This window comes from Kribbella sp. NPDC056951, assembly GCF_042674205.1.
Lineage (GTDB): Bacteria > Actinomycetota > Actinomycetes > Propionibacteriales > Kribbellaceae > Kribbella > Kribbella yunnanensis.
Window position 1 is genome coordinate 1,251,092 of sequence record NZ_JBHUQZ010000001.1, and the last position, 16,201, is coordinate 1,267,292.

Annotated in this window: 15 protein-coding genes; 5 read left to right on the forward strand and 10 right to left on the reverse strand. The window is 66.6% G+C overall.

Annotation, left to right across the window (positions count from 1 at the left end; all coding sequences use genetic code 11):
- Window position 1 precedes the first annotated feature (1 nt).
- From ACFTSF_RS05905 to ACFTSF_RS05925, 5 genes are all read right to left on the reverse strand, one after another.
- On the reverse strand, window positions 2–574 hold the full coding sequence (locus tag ACFTSF_RS05905; RefSeq protein WP_344159811.1) for a hypothetical protein: 573 nt from the start codon (window positions 572–574) through the stop codon (window positions 2–4).
- Between the two features lie 91 nt (window positions 575–665).
- Window positions 666–1,127, reverse strand: coding sequence for an EVE domain-containing protein (locus tag ACFTSF_RS05910; protein WP_380152706.1), 462 nt, complete (start codon window positions 1,125–1,127; stop codon window positions 666–668).
- Between the two features lie 4 nt (window positions 1,128–1,131).
- Window positions 1,132–2,634, reverse strand: coding sequence for a tripartite tricarboxylate transporter permease (locus ACFTSF_RS05915; RefSeq protein ID WP_380152707.1), 1,503 nt, complete (start codon window positions 2,632–2,634; stop codon window positions 1,132–1,134).
- Window positions 2,634–3,140 (reverse strand): tripartite tricarboxylate transporter TctB family protein, encoded by a 507-nt coding sequence (locus tag ACFTSF_RS05920; RefSeq protein ID WP_380153084.1) that lies wholly within the window; start codon window positions 3,138–3,140, stop codon window positions 2,634–2,636. Before ACFTSF_RS05920 ends, ACFTSF_RS05915 begins: the two co-directional genes overlap by 1 nt.
- A gap of 2 nt (window positions 3,141–3,142) precedes the next feature.
- On the reverse strand, window positions 3,143–4,147 hold the full coding sequence (locus ACFTSF_RS05925) for a tripartite tricarboxylate transporter substrate binding protein (RefSeq protein WP_344159818.1): 1,005 nt from the start codon (window positions 4,145–4,147) through the stop codon (window positions 3,143–3,145).
- 159 nt (window positions 4,148–4,306) lie between these two features.
- Between ACFTSF_RS05925 and ACFTSF_RS05930 the strand changes: the two genes are divergently transcribed.
- The 5 genes from ACFTSF_RS05930 to ACFTSF_RS05950 all read left to right on the forward strand — a co-directional run bounded on the left by ACFTSF_RS05930 (window position 4,307) and on the right by ACFTSF_RS05950 (window position 8,147).
- The gene (locus ACFTSF_RS05930; protein ID WP_380152708.1) at window positions 4,307–5,968 is read left to right on the forward strand and encodes an ATP-binding protein; all 1,662 of its coding nucleotides are present in this window, start codon (window positions 4,307–4,309) and stop codon (window positions 5,966–5,968) included.
- Window positions 5,965–6,627 carry a response regulator gene (locus tag ACFTSF_RS05935; protein WP_344159822.1) on the forward strand — a complete coding sequence of 221 codons (663 nt, stop codon included), beginning with the start codon at window positions 5,965–5,967 and terminating at the stop codon, window positions 6,625–6,627. The genes ACFTSF_RS05930 and ACFTSF_RS05935 overlap by 4 nt, the downstream gene beginning before the upstream one ends.
- Window positions 6,628–6,637: 10 nt before the next feature.
- Window positions 6,638–7,159, forward strand: a complete 522-nt coding sequence (locus ACFTSF_RS05940; protein ID WP_344159825.1) for a gamma carbonic anhydrase family protein — start codon at window positions 6,638–6,640, stop codon at window positions 7,157–7,159.
- Between the two features lie 158 nt (window positions 7,160–7,317).
- Entirely contained in the window at window positions 7,318–7,680 is a 363-nt protein-coding gene (locus ACFTSF_RS05945) for a cupin domain-containing protein (protein WP_380152709.1), read from the forward strand.
- 2 nt (window positions 7,681–7,682) lie between these two features.
- On the forward strand, window positions 7,683–8,147 hold the full coding sequence (locus ACFTSF_RS05950; protein WP_380152710.1) for a GNAT family N-acetyltransferase: 465 nt from the start codon (window positions 7,683–7,685) through the stop codon (window positions 8,145–8,147).
- Here the strand turns inward: ACFTSF_RS05950 and ACFTSF_RS05955 are convergent.
- The 5 genes from ACFTSF_RS05955 to ACFTSF_RS05975 all read right to left on the reverse strand — a co-directional run bounded on the left by ACFTSF_RS05955 (window position 8,140) and on the right by ACFTSF_RS05975 (window position 15,873).
- On the reverse strand, window positions 8,140–8,511 hold the full coding sequence (locus ACFTSF_RS05955; protein WP_380152711.1) for a nuclear transport factor 2 family protein: 372 nt from the start codon (window positions 8,509–8,511) through the stop codon (window positions 8,140–8,142). The genes ACFTSF_RS05950 and ACFTSF_RS05955 overlap by 8 nt on opposite strands.
- On the reverse strand, window positions 8,508–9,854 hold the full coding sequence (locus ACFTSF_RS05960; RefSeq protein ID WP_380153085.1) for an FAD-binding oxidoreductase: 1,347 nt from the start codon (window positions 9,852–9,854) through the stop codon (window positions 8,508–8,510). The genes ACFTSF_RS05955 and ACFTSF_RS05960 overlap by 4 nt, the downstream gene beginning before the upstream one ends.
- 60 nt (window positions 9,855–9,914) lie before the next feature.
- Entirely contained in the window at window positions 9,915–11,216 is a 1,302-nt protein-coding gene (locus ACFTSF_RS05965) for an esterase-like activity of phytase family protein (RefSeq protein WP_380152712.1), read from the reverse strand.
- A 64-nt stretch (window positions 11,217–11,280) separates the two neighbouring features.
- Window positions 11,281–12,396, reverse strand: coding sequence for a serine hydrolase domain-containing protein (locus ACFTSF_RS05970; protein WP_380152713.1), 1,116 nt, complete (start codon window positions 12,394–12,396; stop codon window positions 11,281–11,283).
- Between the two features lie 441 nt (window positions 12,397–12,837).
- Window positions 12,838–15,873 carry a PQQ-dependent sugar dehydrogenase gene (locus ACFTSF_RS05975; RefSeq protein ID WP_380152714.1) on the reverse strand — a complete coding sequence of 1,012 codons (3,036 nt, stop codon included), beginning with the start codon at window positions 15,871–15,873 and terminating at the stop codon, window positions 12,838–12,840.
- Window positions 15,874–16,201: the final 328 nt, after the last annotated feature.

Here is a 16,201-nt window from a genome sequence, read left to right on the forward strand (position 1 = left end):
CTCAACCGACAAGCGTGACCGTCTGCGTCGCCTTGCGCAGCACGTCGTCCATCGTGGACTGGTCCTGCAGCCGCCCACCCACAGTCAGCTCCAGGTACGCGCGGTTGCCCCCGTCGAGCGTGTCGGCGTACCGAGTGGTGACGACGCGCTGCCCCCGAGCGCCGTCGCGGTACGTGTACTTCACGTCGTAGAAGACGACCTTCTTGGCGTTCCACGGAACCGTCGACGGCGTGACCCCGTTGGACAGCGACAGAATCTTGAGTCCCGGCACCTTCTTCAGCTCAGCCGTCTTCCGCGCCACCTGAGCCTTCGGGCTCACCTTCGCGTAGATGCCGTCCACCCGCAGCATCTCGTTCGACCCGTGCGTGAACTTCCCCTCGAACCGATCGATCTGCGTGAACTTCCACCCCTTGGGCGCCTGCAGCGCCACGTTGCAGTGATCCTTCGAAGTCCCCCAGCACTTGTACGCGTAACTAGGCGCCGCCGCACTGCTCGCCCCCGCGCCCGCAACCACAGCAGCAACCCCCGCCGCCAACGCTCCAGCAAGCATCCGCCCCAGCACGCTCTTCTTCATCACAAGCCCTCCCTCACGCCGGCCCCAGATGGCCTAACGCGAACTGAGACGCGCCTTCCAACGATCTGGTTGGACCCACTTTCCACCGAGATCAGATCGTGCCCATTGGTGCATGAGCGCCTGGGGTCATGGCTTCTTGGAGTACGGCGAAGTCTGACGGGGTGAGGGGGACCAGGCCTCGGCGTAGTTGGTAGCCCCAGTTGGGTTGGGAGGTGAGGTGGAGTTCGGCGGTGATGTCGGCGAGGGGTATGGGGGTGACGCGAGCGAAGGTGATGGTTCGGCGCCAGGGTTCCACGGTGCCGCGGGCACCCATGGACATCGGGGCGGCTTGGTAGGGCTCGGAGTCGGCGACGATGCCGAGGGCGGTGAAGGCTCGGAGGGGAGTCTTGTCGCCGTACTGGTCGGTGGGTGAGTAGATGACGAAGCCGTCGCCCCGGTGGAGGCGGGCTACACCGGGGCGTTTGCCGTGGTTGAGCTGGACGAAGCCGCCGGCTACTGCGCCGCGGGTGTGTTCGGCGGAGACGACGGCCAGCCAGGCTCTCTCAATGGTCATGTCGTCAGCTTGAGGCTGAATAGGTGACACGTTTCGTCATATATTTCGAGATCAACGGCCAGGCCAGCAAAACCAGCAGGACGGCGTAGATGACGTAGGAGACTGGGCCGCCGATCAGGCCGTGGAGTTCGCCGTTGGACAACTGCAGGGACATGCGGGCTTGGCGTTCGGCGATGGGGCCGAGGATGACGCCGATGATCAGAGGCAAGACGGGGAGGCCGAAGCGGCGCATGGCGAAGCCGAGTAGGCCGAGCAGCAACAGCAGCAGGAGGTCTAGCGGTTGGGCGTTGACCGCGTAGGCGCCCATGGAGGCGAAGAAGATGATGCCTGCGTAGAGGTAGGGGCGGGGGATCTGCAGGAGTTTCGCCCAGGCGGGTGCCAGCGGCAGGTTCAGCAGGAGCAGCATCAGGTTGCCGATGAAGAGGCTGGCGATCAGCGCCCAGACCAGTCGCGACTCGCGCTCGAACAGCAGCGGTCCGGGCTGGATCCCGTACGACGTGAACGCGGCAAGCATCACCGCGGCTGTCGCATTGGTCGGCAGCCCGAGGGCGAGCATCGGGACCAGCGTCCCGGCTGCGGATGCGTTGTTGGCGGCCTCTGGTCCCGCGACACCTTCGATCGCGCCGTGCCCGAATTCCTCCGGATGTTTCGACAGCTTCTTCTCGGTCGCATACGACAGGAACGTCGGAATCTCCGCCCCACCGGCCGGCAGCGCCCCGATCGGGAACCCGAACGCGGTTCCGCGCAACCACGGCTTCCACGACCGCCGCCAATCCGACTTGCCCATCCACGGCCGCCCAACCGGGATCACGGTCCCCGGCGTACGGCGCAAGTGCGCGGCCACCCATAACGCCTCGCCAACCGCGAAGATGCCGACAGCAACGACCACGACATCGATGCCATCGGCAAGTTGTGGGATGCCGAACGTCAGCCGCTGCTGCCCGGTCACCTTGTCGATCCCGACCAGGCCGATCACCAACCCGAGCAGCAACGCTGCAAACCCGCGGATCCGCGACGACCCCAGCACCGACGTCGCCCCGGCGAACGCCAGCAGCATGATCGCGAGATAGTCCGGCGCACCCAGACTGATCGCAAACTTCACCACCTGCGGCGCAACCAGCGCGAGCAGCAGCGTCCCGATCGTCCCGGCAATGAACGACCCGATCGCCGCGGTCGCCAGCGCCTGCGCGGCTCGACCGGCCCGCGCCATCTTGTTGCCTTCGATCGCCGTCACCACCGACGCCGACTCACCCGGCGTATTCAGCAGGATCGACGTGGTCGACCCGCCGTACATCCCGCCGTAAAAGATCCCGGCGAACAAGATGAACGCCTGCACAGGCTCCAGCCCGTACGTGATCGGCAGCAGCAGCGCGACCGTCATCGCCGGCCCGATCCCCGGCAGCACGCCGACCGCCGTACCGACCGTCACCCCCAGCAACGCGAGCAGCAGGTTCATCGGCGTCAGCACATCGCCGAAACCGGTCAGCAGATTTGAGAGGTTACCCATCACAGAATCCCTTGCAGTACGCCGGCCGGCAGGTTCACGCCGAGCCCGATCGCGAACAGGTAGAACGTGATCAGCGACAACGCGACCGCGATCAGCAGGTTCCGCAGATAGTGCCGACTACCCAGCGCGTACGCCGAGCCCCAGAACAGCACCGATCCACTGATCACCCAGCCGGCCGGTTCGATCAGCACCAGGTTGACCACGAACGCCGCGATCAGCAGCAGCACGGTCTTCCAGTCCACCGCGGAGGTCGGGTCGACGTCCTCACCGCCTTCCGCCTCACCGGATCCACCGCGCGCGACATCGACGGCGTACAGGACCGCGATCACCAGCAGCAGCACGCCGAGCACGATGGGTACCGGCTTCGGCCCGATCGGATCGTTGCTGTTGGCAATGTGCCGGATTCGCAGCGCGTCGACGATCACCAGACCGCCGACGAGCGCGAGGAACCCACAGACGCCGTACTGCGCTTTGTCGCGTCGAGCCTCAACCGGAGCCTCGACCATGGTCACGCCGCCAGGCCCAGCTTGGTCAGGACGTCCGCAACCGCCTTGTCCTGCTCGGTCAAGAACGTGCCGAAAGCGTCACCGGCGACGAAGGCATCCGTCCAGCCGTGCTTGGCCAGCTCGTCCTTCCACTGCTGCGAGTCGTGCATCCGGGTCAGCGCGTCGATCCAGACCTGCTTGTCGGCGGCGCTGATCTCCGGCGGTGCCACGATCCCACGCCAGTTGGTGAAGACCAGGTCGATCCCGGATCCCTTGAGCGTCGGCACGTCCTTCAGCGCCGCGACCGGCTGCTCGCTGGTAACAGCCAGCACCCGGACCTGACCACTCTCGACCTGATCCAGGAACTCACCGAACCCACTGGCCCCGAACGCGATCTTGCTGCCCAGCAAAGCGGGGAGCAGTTCGCCACCGCCGTCGTACGAGACGAAGTTGACCTGCTTCGGATCGATCCCGACCGCCTGCGCGAGCTGCATCGGCAGCAGGTGATCCGGCCCGCCAGGCGACGAGCCGCCGCCGACCGCGAGCCCCTTCGGGTTCGCCTTCCAGGCCGCGACCAGGTCGCCGATCGTCTTGTACGGCGAGTTCTTCGGGACCACGATCGCCCCGGCCTCCTCGATCAGCTTGGCCAGCGGAGTCGTCTGGGCGAGGGTCGCCTTCGACTTGGATGTGTACGTCGCGCCGACCACGCCGAGGCCCATTTGGAGCGCGAGCTTCCCGTTGCCCTTCTCGTTCACGGTCCGCTGCAGACCGACCGTCCCGCCCGCACCGGGCAGGTTGAAGACCTGGATCCCGGACGCGATCTTCGCGTCGTCCATCACCTTCGCCGCGACCCGAGCTGTGGTGTCGTAACCGCCACCCGCCGTGTTCGGCACCATCAGCCGCAACCCGGTCACCGGTTTTCCGCCACCGGAATCCGCCGAGTCCTTCTTCTCCGCAGTCGCGCCGCAACTCGCAGTACCCACCAGCGCGACCACCGTCGCCGCCGCCACCCAAATCTTCGACCTCATCAGGACTCCAATCACACAGGGGATCTGTTCGAGATGGTGGTGGTTAGGCGGGTACGGCGTCTGTGTTGTGGTTGCAGCGGTGGTTGAGTTCATTGTGGTCACGACTCGATCGGGGCTGAAGGGTGGCCTTGGACGGGTTTCACCGGTGATCATGCGGCCGTGGCCTTGCGAATCGGGAAGCGGCCGACTCTGGCCGGCCAACTGCTGGTCCTGCAGTTGGCGATCGTGGTGGTGGTGCTCGTCGCCGTCGCCGCGGTCTCGCTTGCCCAGTCGGCGGCGACCTTCAACCGGGTCGAGGGTCGGCGGGTGACCGCGCTGGCCGAGCAACTGGCCGGGAACCAGACGCTGCGGTTCGGAATCCGGCACCCCGCCCCGGCCGAAGTACTGGCGCCGCTGCTGCAGACCACGCTCATCCAGTCGGGCGTCACGTCGATCACCGTCGCGGACGCGAAAGGGCGGGTCATTGCCGCCACCAACGTCAGCGCGATCGGCAAGGACCTGTCGCTGGGTCCGGGCGTAAATGAGGGACGCGGCTGGTCCGGTGAGTTCCGGGTGGACAGGGAGCAGGAGCTGGTCTCCCAGGTGCCGGTGCTGAGTCAGGGCACCGGCCTGGACGGCAAGGCCGATGGTTCGCTCGGGGCGCGGATCGGCACGGTGATGGTGGGCGAGCGGTCACCCTCGATACTGGAACGGTTGCGCGGGGCATCGTCGTACCTGGCGATCTATCTCGGTATCGCCTGTCTGCTCGGGCTGCTCGGTTCGTGGCTGCTGGCCCGCCGGATCAAGCGGCAGACGCTAGGTCTCGAACCGCGCGAGATCGTCGGTCTGGCTGAGCACCGCGAGGCCATGCTCTACGGCCTCGCCGAAGGAGTCGTTGCCCTGGACCCCCAATTGCGCGTGACCTTGGTGAACGACGTCGGCCGCCGGCTGCTGGATCTGCCGACCGATGCGGTCGGTCGCAGCCTGCGTGAGCTGGGCATCGAGGGTCGGTTGCGGGAGGTCCTGGCCGGTGAGCACGACGGCGATGCCGCGCGCGACGCCGTCGTCGTACGGCGAGGCCGCGTCCTGGTGATGAACCGGATGGATGTCGCCAAGGACGGCCGATCGCTCGGCTCGGTCACCACGTTGCGCGACCGGACTGAGCTCGCCCAGCTGGAGCGCGAGCTGGGTTCGTTCCGCAGTTCGGCCGAATTGCTCCGCGCGCAGACCCACGAGTTCGCCAACCAGCTGCACACGATCTCCGGGCTGATCCAGATCGGCGAGTACGACGAAGTCGTCTCGTACGTCGGCGCCTTGAACCGGTACCGCGAATCGCTAGACCTCACCGTCACCAGGCGAGTCCACGACACCGCGGTCGCCGCCCTGTTGATGGCGAAGTCCTCGGTCGCCGCCGAACGCCGCGTCGAACTGCGAGTCTCCGAACGCACCACGCTGCAGCGACTTCCACCGGAGCTGTCCGCGGATATCGCCACCGTCGTCGGCAACCTCGTCGACAACGCGGTCGACGCCGCGGCCCAATCCGGTACGCCGTTGTCGCCGGCCTGGGTCGAGGTCGAACTGCGGCAGGACGCGACCAGCATCGAGATCGAGGTCCGCGATTCCGGGCCAGGTATCGCACCGGAATTGGCCCAAGAGGTCTTCGCACACGGCTTCACCACGAAGGCCGCAGCTGAAGGTGAGCGCGGGATCGGGCTCGCGATGATCCGCCTGATCTGCCGGCGTCGCGGTGGCGAGGTCGCGGTCACCAACCTGGACGACGGCGGCGCTGCGTTCGTCGCGCGGATGTCGATTCAACCCCTGCCCTCGGAGGCCGCGCGATGATCACGGTGCTGGTGGTCGACGACGACTTCATGGTGGCGCGGATCCACCGCGGGTTCGTGGACCGCGTGGACGGTTTCGAGGTCGTCGGTACGGCGAACTCCGGCGAGCAGGCGTTGACCGCGATCCGCGAACTCCGGCCGGATCTCGTGCTGCTCGACCTCTATCTGCCGGACACGTTCGGGATCGACCTGATCGCCCAGCTCCGGTCCGCCCAGCCCGACTGCGACATCCTGGTGATCACCGCGGCCCGCGAGGCGGACGCCGTACGGGGTGCTGTGCGGCAAGGGGTGGTCAACTACCTGCTGAAACCCTTCGGTTTCGAGGATCTGCGGTCGCGGCTCCAGCAGTACGCGCGGCAGCGGGCGAGCGTGCCCGAGCAGATGACGAGCCAGGCTGATGTCGACCGCGTCCTCACGCCGACCAGGCCGACCGGGAACCGCCTGCCCAAGGGACTCAGTCAGGAGACCGCCGACCTCGTCTCCACCGCATTGAAGGCCGCCGACAGCCTGAGTGCGGCCGAATGTGCTGAGCAGGTTGGTCTGTCACGAGTCAGCGCTCGCCGATACCTCGAGTTCTTCTGCACCCGCGACCAGGCAGTCGTTGCCCTCCGCTACGGCACGACAGGCCGACCCGAACGGCGGTATCGCTGGCACGCATAGCATGCACACCATGCCGATGTTCTCGTTCGAAGGTAAGAGCCCGACTGTCCATCCCGAGGCGTGGGTGGCGCCGACTGCCACGCTGGTGGGCGATGTCGTGGTCGAGGCCGGGGCTTCGATCTGGTACGGCGTGGTGATCCGGGCCGACCTGGCCACGATCACGGTCCGGGCCGGGGCGAACATCCAGGACAACACCGTGATTCATGCCGGGCACACCGGATGCGAGATCGGGCCCGATGCAACAGTCGGGCACCTGTGCCTCGTACACGACTGCACGATCGGCGAGCAGGCGCTCGTCGGCAACGGCGCGATCGTGCTGGACGGCGCGGTGGTCGGTGCTCGCACGCTGGTCGCGGCCGGCGCGACTGTCACCCCGGGAGCGGTGATCCCGCCCGAATCGGTGGCGATGGGGAGTCCGGCGAAGAAGATCGTCCCGCTGGAAGGGACGGCGAAACTGTTCGTCGATCACAACGCGGCCGTGTACCACGATCTCGCCCGGCGGCACGCAGAGACCGTCGTACGAGTGGACTGATTGCGGGCGGAAGGAACTCGGGGCACGTTGTGCCGGGGCCCCGAGCCCCCACCCGCGGGCTGTCTGCTCAACCCGTCAAGACCCTGGTACCCATTAGCTGCGGATCGAAAAGAACCTCTTGCTTGGCTACGGTGTCGGGACAACCGAGGGAGGGTTATATGACCGAGATCGCGAATACCGGGGCCTTCGTCATCAATCGCGCCGACGGCCAGGCCGACGGGGACGGCTGGGAAGAGAACTACACCGAGCTACCGGGTGGTGCCGGTGTGTCACTGATCCTTGAATCCACCACTCAGGAAGGTGTCGGCCCGCGCCTGCACCTGCACCCGTACGCCGAGACTTTCATCATCCGGCGCGGTTCCGCGACGTTCACCGTCGCCGACCAGGAGGTGGTCGGCCACGCCGGCCAGATCCTCGTCGTACCGGCTGAGACGCCGCACAAGTTCCGCACCGGTCCGGGCGGCTACGAGGCTCTCCACATCCACGCCAATCCCACCTTCGAAACCACCTGGCTGGAGTAGTCGTGCCCACTTCGATCCGCCGTGCAGTATCCGCCGACGCCGAGCTGGTGCTCACGCTGATGCTCGAGCTGGCGGGCTACCAGGACGAGGCGAAATACGTGACGGCCACCGTCCCGGACTGGCAGGACTACCTGTCCCGTCCGGAGGTGGTCGTGCTGCTGGCCGAGGTCGACGGGACGCCGGCCGGATACGTCTCCGCGCTCCGGCGGCCGTATCTCTGGGTCGGCGGGGACCAACTGGCGCTCGACGATCTGTATGTCCGGTCGCAGTTCCGGGACGGTGGCATCGGGCGCGCTTTGATGCTCGAGCTGGCCAGGCTGGGGCTGCCGGAACGCTTGCCGATCGGCTGGGGACTGCGGTTGGACAACGAGGCCGGTTACCGGTTCTACGAACGGCTCGGTGCCAAGCTCGTCACCAAGACTGCGGCGAGCTGGTCCGCGGACACCTACGAGAAGTTGCTCAGCTGACCGCGCACTTGTGAGCGAACGCCGCTCGCCACCGATCGTCCATACCGCGCACGAGGATTTCGGTGATCCATTCCTCGGTCGCGTACGGCGTTCCTTCCCACGTGCCGGAGCTGGCCCGCCGAGCCGTGACAACCACCGTGTCGCCAACCTGCGCGATCCGCTCGGGTCCGACCGTCGCCATCGTGTGATGCGCCAATCGGCCCGAGGCGATCCAGCCGATCAGCTCCGACTTCGTCGTGATCCCCGACGGACTGACGAACACCCAGCCGTCGGTGAAGAAGGTGCTGATCAGCTCCGCGTCGTTCGTCAGCAAGGCCTCGTCGGCGACCGCCCCGGCGGCTCGAATCTCGTCTTCCAGCGTCATTCCGCCGAGGGTAGTTCGTCCGGGCGAATGTTGTGGTTGCCGCGGAACAGGTTGCCGGGGTCGTAGTCGCGCTTGACCGCGGCGAGTCGCTGATAGGTCTGCGCCGGGTAGACCGCGGCAACATCGGCTTCGTCGGCCGACGCCAGGAAGTTGGCGTAGGCGCCGGTGCTGTGCGGACCCAGTCGATCCCACAGCGCATCGAACGCCGGGCGAGCAGCTGCGATCACCGGAGGCGGTCCGATCAGCGTCGTCACGAACATCAACTCTGCCTGCCGATACGGGTACGCCGTGGCGTCGGCGGCAACCTGCGCCACCGCACCTCCGACACTTCGTACGGCGATGATCGGCGACCCCTGCATCGCTCCCGCCTCGGCCAGGAGCTGGAGCACCTCGGACACGGATTCCTTGTCAGCAAAGGCGCTTCGGGTCACGAGCTGGATCCCGGGTGGCGGAGTCTGCCCGGCCACCAGGACCTCGCCGTACGGCGTCAGTGCGACCTCATCCGCGATCACCGTACCGAGCGCCCGGATCGGGTCGATCGCGGCCGCAGCCGCCGTTTCGTCGTCGCCGTCATAGGTCAGCTGGATCTCGACCGGCGCGTTCGGCCCACCCAGGAACGGGTTCGCGAAGTTCACGATCGTCGTGAGCTCGGCGGGCGCCGTACGAGCGTAGTCCGCCCAGCCATGCAGTACGACGGCTGCCTCAGCCGCCGGGAATGCGATCTTCCCGTGGAAAACCTCCGTGGTCGGATGCGCTTCGAACTCGAACGCCGTCACGACACCGAAGTTGCCGCCACCCCCGCGCAGTCCCCAGAACAACTCCGGGTGCTCATCGGCGGACGCCTGCAAGACATCGCCGTCAGCGGTCACCACCTCCGCGGCCACCAGCTGATCCAGCGCGAGACCGTACTTGCGAACCTTCCACCCGATCCCGCCGCCCAACGTCAACCCGCCGACACCCACACTCCGGGTGTCACCCGACGAGATCGCCAGCCCGTGCGGCGCCAGCGTGTCCGCAACCTGTCCCCAAGTCGCTCCGCCGCCGATGCGGACTCGGCCTTCCTCGAGCAGCTCCACGTCGGCGAGCCCGCCGAGATCCAGTACGACGCCTCCGTCGTTCGTCCCGAATCCCGCGAACGCGTGTCCGCCACCGCGCACGGACAGCGCCAGCCCCGTCGCCGCGGCGAACTGCACTACCGCCTGAACATCCGCCACACTCTTCGGCCGGACCACACCGGCCGGGCTACCCGTCGCGAACACGGTCCCGCTGACTGCGTCGTACCCAGCCGTACCTGCCTCAACAATCTCGCCACCGAACGCTTGCCGCAGCTCATCAAATGTCATGCTCACGTGACGCCGCTGCGGCCTTGCGTGTGACAACCTGCTCGTGTGACCCAGGTCACATCATGGGATCCGGATCGTCACCAGCTTGGTCTCGATGGTGCTGTCGACCAGGTCGCCGTTCGCGTCGAAGGCGGCCGGGCCGTCCGTCATGCCGAAGTCGTTGTCGTTGATGACCACGAGGGTGTGCTTCGAGGTGAGTGCGACGCCCTCGATCTTCTTCGGTACGCCGGCAATCGTGTTCAGATCGAGGAAGAGCTTCTTCGACAAGACCGGTACGCCGGCCGTGGCCGGGTCGGCGAGGGCTTCCAGCGACGGCGTGGTGGCGGTGTCATCCCACGCCGTACCGAGGATGTTGTCGCAATCACGCAGTACGACGCGGTGCAGGCGAGCGGCGTTGTCGGTGCGCTCCTGGACGAGCAGGGTCTCGCGGCCGACCGCGATCACCGAGGAGATCTTCAGTGCGGACGTGTCGGTCTCACCGGGATCCACGACATCGACCGGGTCGAACCGGTACACGTATTCCGCGGTGACCTTGGCGCGGTGCGGCGAGAAGCGGACCAGGCGGGTTGTGCGGGACGCCTCGCCGATCTTCTTGCTCGGGTTCAGCAGGGGGCTCTGCAGGGCGAGAATCAGGTCGCCGCCGGGCAGCAGGGCCAGGCCCTCGAAGCCGCGGTTGATCTTGCGGGCCAGGAAGATCGAGGGCAGTGCCTCGATCACCGGGTAATCGGCGCCGGTCAGCTTCAGGCCCTTCGGCACGTAGCGGTTGAGCACCCGACCGCGGGCGGAGACGTGCACGAGCGATGGGCCGTGCTCGTCGACGAGCCAGAACGTGCCGTCGTGAGCGCGCACCAGGCCCTCGGTGTCCAGTCCGTTCGGGTTGACCGCGAGCCGGGTGGAGGCGTCGTACGTGTAGGGCAGTTCGTCGCGGCTCTCCTGGTTGGAGAGTCCGGTGACCGGTGCACCGTGGCGCGTGGTGATCGGGATGGCCGACAGCACCTTCAGGGTGTTGCCGACGGCCTTCACCTTGACGATCGCGGGGTCGAACCCCGGTACTGGGAAGGTACGGCGGTTGGTGCCGTCGATCTTGATCTGACCGTTCGGGCCGCGGTCGGTGACGGTCCAGAACTCACCGGGCCGGTCGGCCGGATAGATGTCGCTGCCGATCCCGCCCAGGTCGATCTTGCGGTCGTTGCCGACCGAGTGCTTGATCAGTGCGTTCGAGAACGCGCCCAGACCGATGTCCGGCAACGTCGCCGTACCGATCACCTTCGGCTGGGCGGGCTGATGCGCCTGCGCCCCGCTCGCCACCAACGCCACCGCGGTCAACGCCGCGGTCCCCACCCAAGCGATCCGACTCAACATGCCGCGACCTTCGCCGCCACCGGTGAACACCGGTTGGCCGCGTGGTGAACCCCGCCGAAATCCGTCAGCCCAGACATTCCTTGAGTGCTTTGACGAGCCGATTAGCCCGAGCGTCGCCATGCCCGATCATCTTGTTGCTCACAAAAGCAAACCCGACCCCATACTCATCGTCACCAAACGCAAACTGCCCACCCGCCCCGTCATTCCCGAAACTCCGCGCCCCGAGCATCGGGCGGAAGGTTGAGTCCAGCAGTACGCCGGCTCCCCAGCGCGCGCCGGCATCGAACCCAAGGAACCCCGCCCCCGCCGAAACCTCGCGCACGAGATCCGTGATCCGTTCGGTGGTGAGCAACTCACCAGCAGCAGCGGCATACAAACCAGCCAACCCACTCGCCGACGCAACCGCCCCGGCACCAGGCAACTCGATCCCAAGCAACTCCGGGTCATTCCACCCATGCGGCTCGTCCAGTCCGGGAAACGCCAACGCGCCATTCATCGTGACGATCCTCGTCAGCAAATGCTCAGCCGGCGGCATCGGCGGCCGCCCCGGCGCCTCAATCAACCGAGCCAGCGTAGGCAGTTCCTCACGCGGCAACCCGATCCACGCCCTGAGGCCGAGCCGCTCACCAACCGCCTGCCGGAAGTATGCCCCCGGCAACAATCCCGTCAGCCGCCGAATCACCTCACCAGCCACGAATCCGAACACATGCCCGTGACACTCGTACGCCGTCCCTGGTTCCCACAACGGCTCCTGCGCCTCGATCGCCGCAATCACCGGCGTCCACGCCGCAATCTCGTCGAACGACAAGGTCTTGTCCAGCACCGGAATCCCAGCCCGATGCCCCAACAGCATCCGAGTCGTGATCGCCTCTTTGCCCCCAGCAACAAACTCCGGCCAGTAGGTCCCGATCGGCACATCGAGATCCAACCTGCCCTCTTGCACGAGCAGCTGAATCCCCAACATCACCAATCCCTTGGCACACGAGAAAACCGGTACGACGGTCTCCCGCGCCCAAGCCCGCCCAGTCGAGTCGTCGGCGATCCCGTCCCACAACTCCACAACCTTCTGCCCACCGACATAAACGGTCACGGCAGACCCGAGCTCCCCAAACTCCGCAAAGTTCGCCGCAAACGCATCCGCGATCGCGCCGTACCCTTCGCTAACTGCACCGCTAGCCATCTCGCCGCACTCCCTCATCGTCGTCCAACCGCCGGTCACCATACGGGGTGCGGATGATTGCGAACGACCCAATTAGCCCCGTTCGGCTGTACGGCGGGAGTGGCCGGGGTGCGCCGGCGACCGCGTGCCCGTTGCCTACGGCTGACGGGCTTCGGTTGCGGTTGAAGAAGGGGTTGCCGGTTGGCTGACCGTCGCGGGTGGCTGGCCAGCGCCGGAGAGGGTCGGTGGTTTCGCCAGTGCGGGGAAGGTATTGGGCCTTACCGGCCCAAGATTCACCCCACACCGCCCCTCGCGGCCCGAAGGGCTCCCCGCAACTCCCTCCCGGAGGCGAACGTGGGTTTCGCCTTCGGTTGCTGGGGTTTGGGGAATCCCGCCCAGCCATCCGCCCGGCCCAGCCACACCGCTTTTTAGTCGGCCACTTGCGGTCGAGTTCTGCCCGGGCTACGGCAGCGCGAACTTTTGGGCGGTGGCTGCTGTGCAGGGGTTGATGACTAGTTTGGTTCGGTCGGTGCTTTGGGCGTTCAGGGGTTCCAGGCAGAGACCGGAGTGGACGTTCAGGAGGGTGCCGTCGGCTCTTGGGGTCCAGCGTTGGCCGGGAGTCGTCGAGTCGCAGGTCCAGAGGACGGCTGGGGTTCCGGCGGCGGTGCCACGGGCGTCTAGGCATTTGCCTAGGGATGAGCGGATGACGCCGGTGTCCAGGACCAGCCAACGTTGGGCTGTGGTGCCGTTGCAGGTGTAGAGCTGGACGGTGGTGCCGTCGGCGGTTTGGGAGCCTGCTACGTCGGCGCATTTGCCGGCTAGGCCGGTGATGTCGCCTTCGTCGGTGTAGACGCCCATTTCCCACAGGCCGTTGTAGCTGCCGGCTACGCCTCGGGCGGTGATGTTGATTTGCACGAAGCGGGCTCGGCTCGAGGTGAACCCGAGGCTGTCGGTGTAGCCGTCGCCGGTGGTGGTCGAGTAGACGGTTCGCCACGTGCGGCCGCTCTCCAGGACCTGGATCTGGTACGACTTCGCGTACGACGTCGAGAGCCAATTCAGCAGCACCCGGTTGACGACCTGCACCCGGCCGAGGTCGATACGCAGCCACTGCGGATCGCTGCGGTTGCTCGACCAGAACGTCGTACCCTTGCCGTCCACCGCGAGCGAACCCGGCCGATTGCCGTAGACACTCGAGGTCGTGACCGGACGGTTCAGTGCCAGGTTGCGTTTCGGCACGTACGTCGCCGTGTAGGTGGCCGGTGCATCTGGCGCAACGAAGTTGTGGTTCCGCGCCCCACCGTCGGACCAGGACGCGAACTTGTGCAGACCGGTCCCAACCACCTGGACCGGATCCGCCGACACCGAACCACCAGACCCGGTGATCGCTGTCTCGGTCGCCGGAGCCTTCAGCTTCTTGTCCAAGTACGTCACCTGCAGCCCGGATGGCTGGGTCGCGAAGTTGAGCTTGGTCGTCTTCGGGTCGAGCCGCACGCTCTTCACATCGGTCAGACCACCGGCATCCGTCGCGGTCAGCTTCAGTTCCAGGTACGACGGGTACTCGTGATCCGGTGCTGCGAACGAGCCGCTTGATCCGTTCATCGAGGTGATCTGGTGCACGTGGCAGTCGCTCGGACAGTGATGCATGTTCAGCGACCACTTCAACGAGGACCCGGGCAAAGAGCCCTGTTCCGGATCACTGGCCGAGCCGGAGAACGAGATCGTGTCGCCGACTTTCCAGGTGGTCGCGGGTCCGGGCGAGGTAATCGATGCGGTCGGTGCCGTGTTGCCGACATTGATCTGCGTCGACGTCGTCGCCGTACCGCCGTTGCCATCGCTCACCCTCAGCCGAACGGCCCTCGGCCCATTGCTCGGATAGGTGAACTGCGGCGTGGCGGCCGTGGAGTCGTCGTACTGGCCGTCGCCGTCCAGATCCCAGGCATAGCTGAGCGAATCGTTGTCCGCATCGCTGGAGGCGGTCCCGTCGAACTTCACCAAGAGCGGGGCATCGCCACTGGTCCGATCGGACTGGATCACCGCGGTCGGCGGGTTGTTCGTTGCGCTGTAGACATAGCGCTTGATCGCGCCGTTGTCGTAGTCAACTGCGAACAGATCCCCGGCCGGACCGGTGACAAGACGGGTAGCCCCGAAGCCGGAAGCGAATTGAATGATGTTCGCCGGATCCGGCAGGCCGTTGGTCCCGGGCAGCATCGCCCAGACACACCGGCGGCTGTAATCGCTGAAGAACAACGCGCCGTCGTACTCGGCCGGATAGTTGCCGCCGGCATAGAACGCGAGTCCGGAGATCGACGAACTGCCGACCGAACACGTCTCGGTGGGCGTGACATGCGCCGAGTGGTTATAGGCGTAGTACGGCGCGGAGACGGCGGCCGGGCCGGCGGCGTACAGGCCCTCGCAGATGTTCAGGTTGGCGGCGTCGAAGGAGTTGAGGCGGTTGGGCCCTTCGTAACAAGGCCAGCCGAAGTTCGAGACACCGGCGGTCGGTACGGCGATCCGGTTGATCTCCTCCCAGGTCGCGTAGCCGACATCGCCGGCCCAGAGTTCGTTGGTGCCCGGGCGGAAGGTGAACCGCATCGGGTTCCGCAGGCCCTGGGCGACGATCCGGCGGGCGTTCAGATCGGCGCTCGACGCGAGCGGGTTGCCGGCCGCGGCCTGGCCTGTGTCGGGGTTGATGCGGATGATCGAGCCGTCCAGCGTCGCTGGGTCGGCGGGCGTACGCAGGTCCTGCGCACGCAATGCTCCACCCTCGGCGGTCGGTGACGTGAGCGTCGCACCGACCGGCGCGGTGCCGTCGCCGCAAGCGTTGTCGGGAGTCGCGTCCGAAGAGGGGAAACCGTCCTGGCCGTAGTCGGCGTAGGTGAAGCTCGCGCCGTCACCGCCGCCGGCGTACAGCATGCCGTCCGGGCCGAACTCGATCGTGCCGATCGAGTGGCTGGGGAAGACCTGGCACCAGTCCTCGACCAGCACCTGCTCGGAGACCGTCGAACCGGTCTGCGTGAGTACGGCGAGCCGGGCGCTGACCTGACAACCGTCGCTGGTCGGCCCGGGCGGGGACGGACACGGGTCGTCGGTGGCATTCGCCGTACCCCACTTGGGCGCCTGGCCGCCGATCAGCGCGTCATGTGTGTAGAGCACGTAGATCCGCGGATCGGCCGGGAAGTCCGGATGCAGGGCAAGCCCGAGCAGACCGCGGTCCCAGAAGTTGTGCACCTCGGTCCGCAGGTCGGCGAAAACACTCGCCGTCGGGTCGTCGAGCGAGTCGAAGACCTTGATCAGCCCGCTCTTCTCGGCCACGAACACCCGGCCGTCAGGCGAAAAGGCCGCGTTCGTCGGATTGCTCAACCCGTCGAACACGGTCTGCTCGGTGAAACCACTCGGCGCGGCCACGGCCCGCGCCGATCCTGTCGCCACCAACGGCACCAGCAGTGACACACAGATCACAGCCAGCACGCGCCGCAGCGCATCGGCGGAAAAACGCATAGAAACAAAGCCCCCAGCCCACTCAATCCTCACGCCCCCGTGAGCCCCGCCAGGATGCGATAGCCCGTCGGAACAACGCAAGACCTTCCGGTACGCCGTTTGCAGACTGGGACCTTCCCGAAAGGGCGGCGTCCGGACTGTCCGGACAACGCGGAGCACAGGATTCTGTCCGGGGGAGCCGGTACTCTGAAGGTGGCTGCTTTTGCGGGTACCGGCGCCGCCTCGTGAGGTCAAGGCCACACGAGGTTTCTCCGTAAACGGTGGCAGATCCCGGACCGGGCGCGGTTAGCCTGGACGGACAAGTCGTTGACCGACCAATAGCTGTGGC

Bases quoted from the DNA above. Each gene is read 5' to 3' on its own strand.
- ACFTSF_RS05970 (WP_380152713.1), bottom strand. From the start codon at position 12,396: ATGGCTAGCGGTGCAGTTAGCGAAGGGTACGGCGCGATCGCGGATGCG.
- ACFTSF_RS05915 (WP_380152707.1), bottom strand. From the start codon at position 2,634: ATGGGTAACCTCTCAAATCTGCTGACCGGTTTCGGCGATGTGCTGACG.
- ACFTSF_RS05965 (WP_380152712.1), bottom strand. From the start codon at position 11,216: ATGTTGAGTCGGATCGCTTGGGTGGGGACCGCGGCGTTGACCGCGGTG.
- ACFTSF_RS05925 (WP_344159818.1), bottom strand. From the start codon at position 4,147: ATGAGGTCGAAGATTTGGGTGGCGGCGGCGACGGTGGTCGCGCTGGTG.
- ACFTSF_RS05935 (WP_344159822.1), top strand. From the start codon at position 5,965: ATGATCACGGTGCTGGTGGTCGACGACGACTTCATGGTGGCGCGGATC.
- ACFTSF_RS05975 (WP_380152714.1), bottom strand. From the start codon at position 15,873: ATGCGTTTTTCCGCCGATGCGCTGCGGCGCGTGCTGGCTGTGATCTGT.
- ACFTSF_RS05960 (WP_380153085.1), bottom strand. From the start codon at position 9,854: ATGACATTTGATGAGCTGCGGCAAGCGTTCGGTGGCGAGATTGTTGAG.
- ACFTSF_RS05955 (WP_380152711.1), bottom strand. From the start codon at position 8,511: ATGACGCTGGAAGACGAGATTCGAGCCGCCGGGGCGGTCGCCGACGAG.
- ACFTSF_RS05910 (WP_380152706.1), bottom strand. From the start codon at position 1,127: ATGACCATTGAGAGAGCCTGGCTGGCCGTCGTCTCCGCCGAACACACC.
- ACFTSF_RS05920 (WP_380153084.1), bottom strand. From the start codon at position 3,140: ATGGTCGAGGCTCCGGTTGAGGCTCGACGCGACAAAGCGCAGTACGGC.
- ACFTSF_RS05940 (WP_344159825.1), top strand. From the start codon at position 6,638: ATGCCGATGTTCTCGTTCGAAGGTAAGAGCCCGACTGTCCATCCCGAG.
- ACFTSF_RS05905 (WP_344159811.1), bottom strand. From the start codon at position 574: ATGAAGAAGAGCGTGCTGGGGCGGATGCTTGCTGGAGCGTTGGCGGCG.
- ACFTSF_RS05945 (WP_380152709.1), top strand. From the start codon at position 7,318: ATGACCGAGATCGCGAATACCGGGGCCTTCGTCATCAATCGCGCCGAC.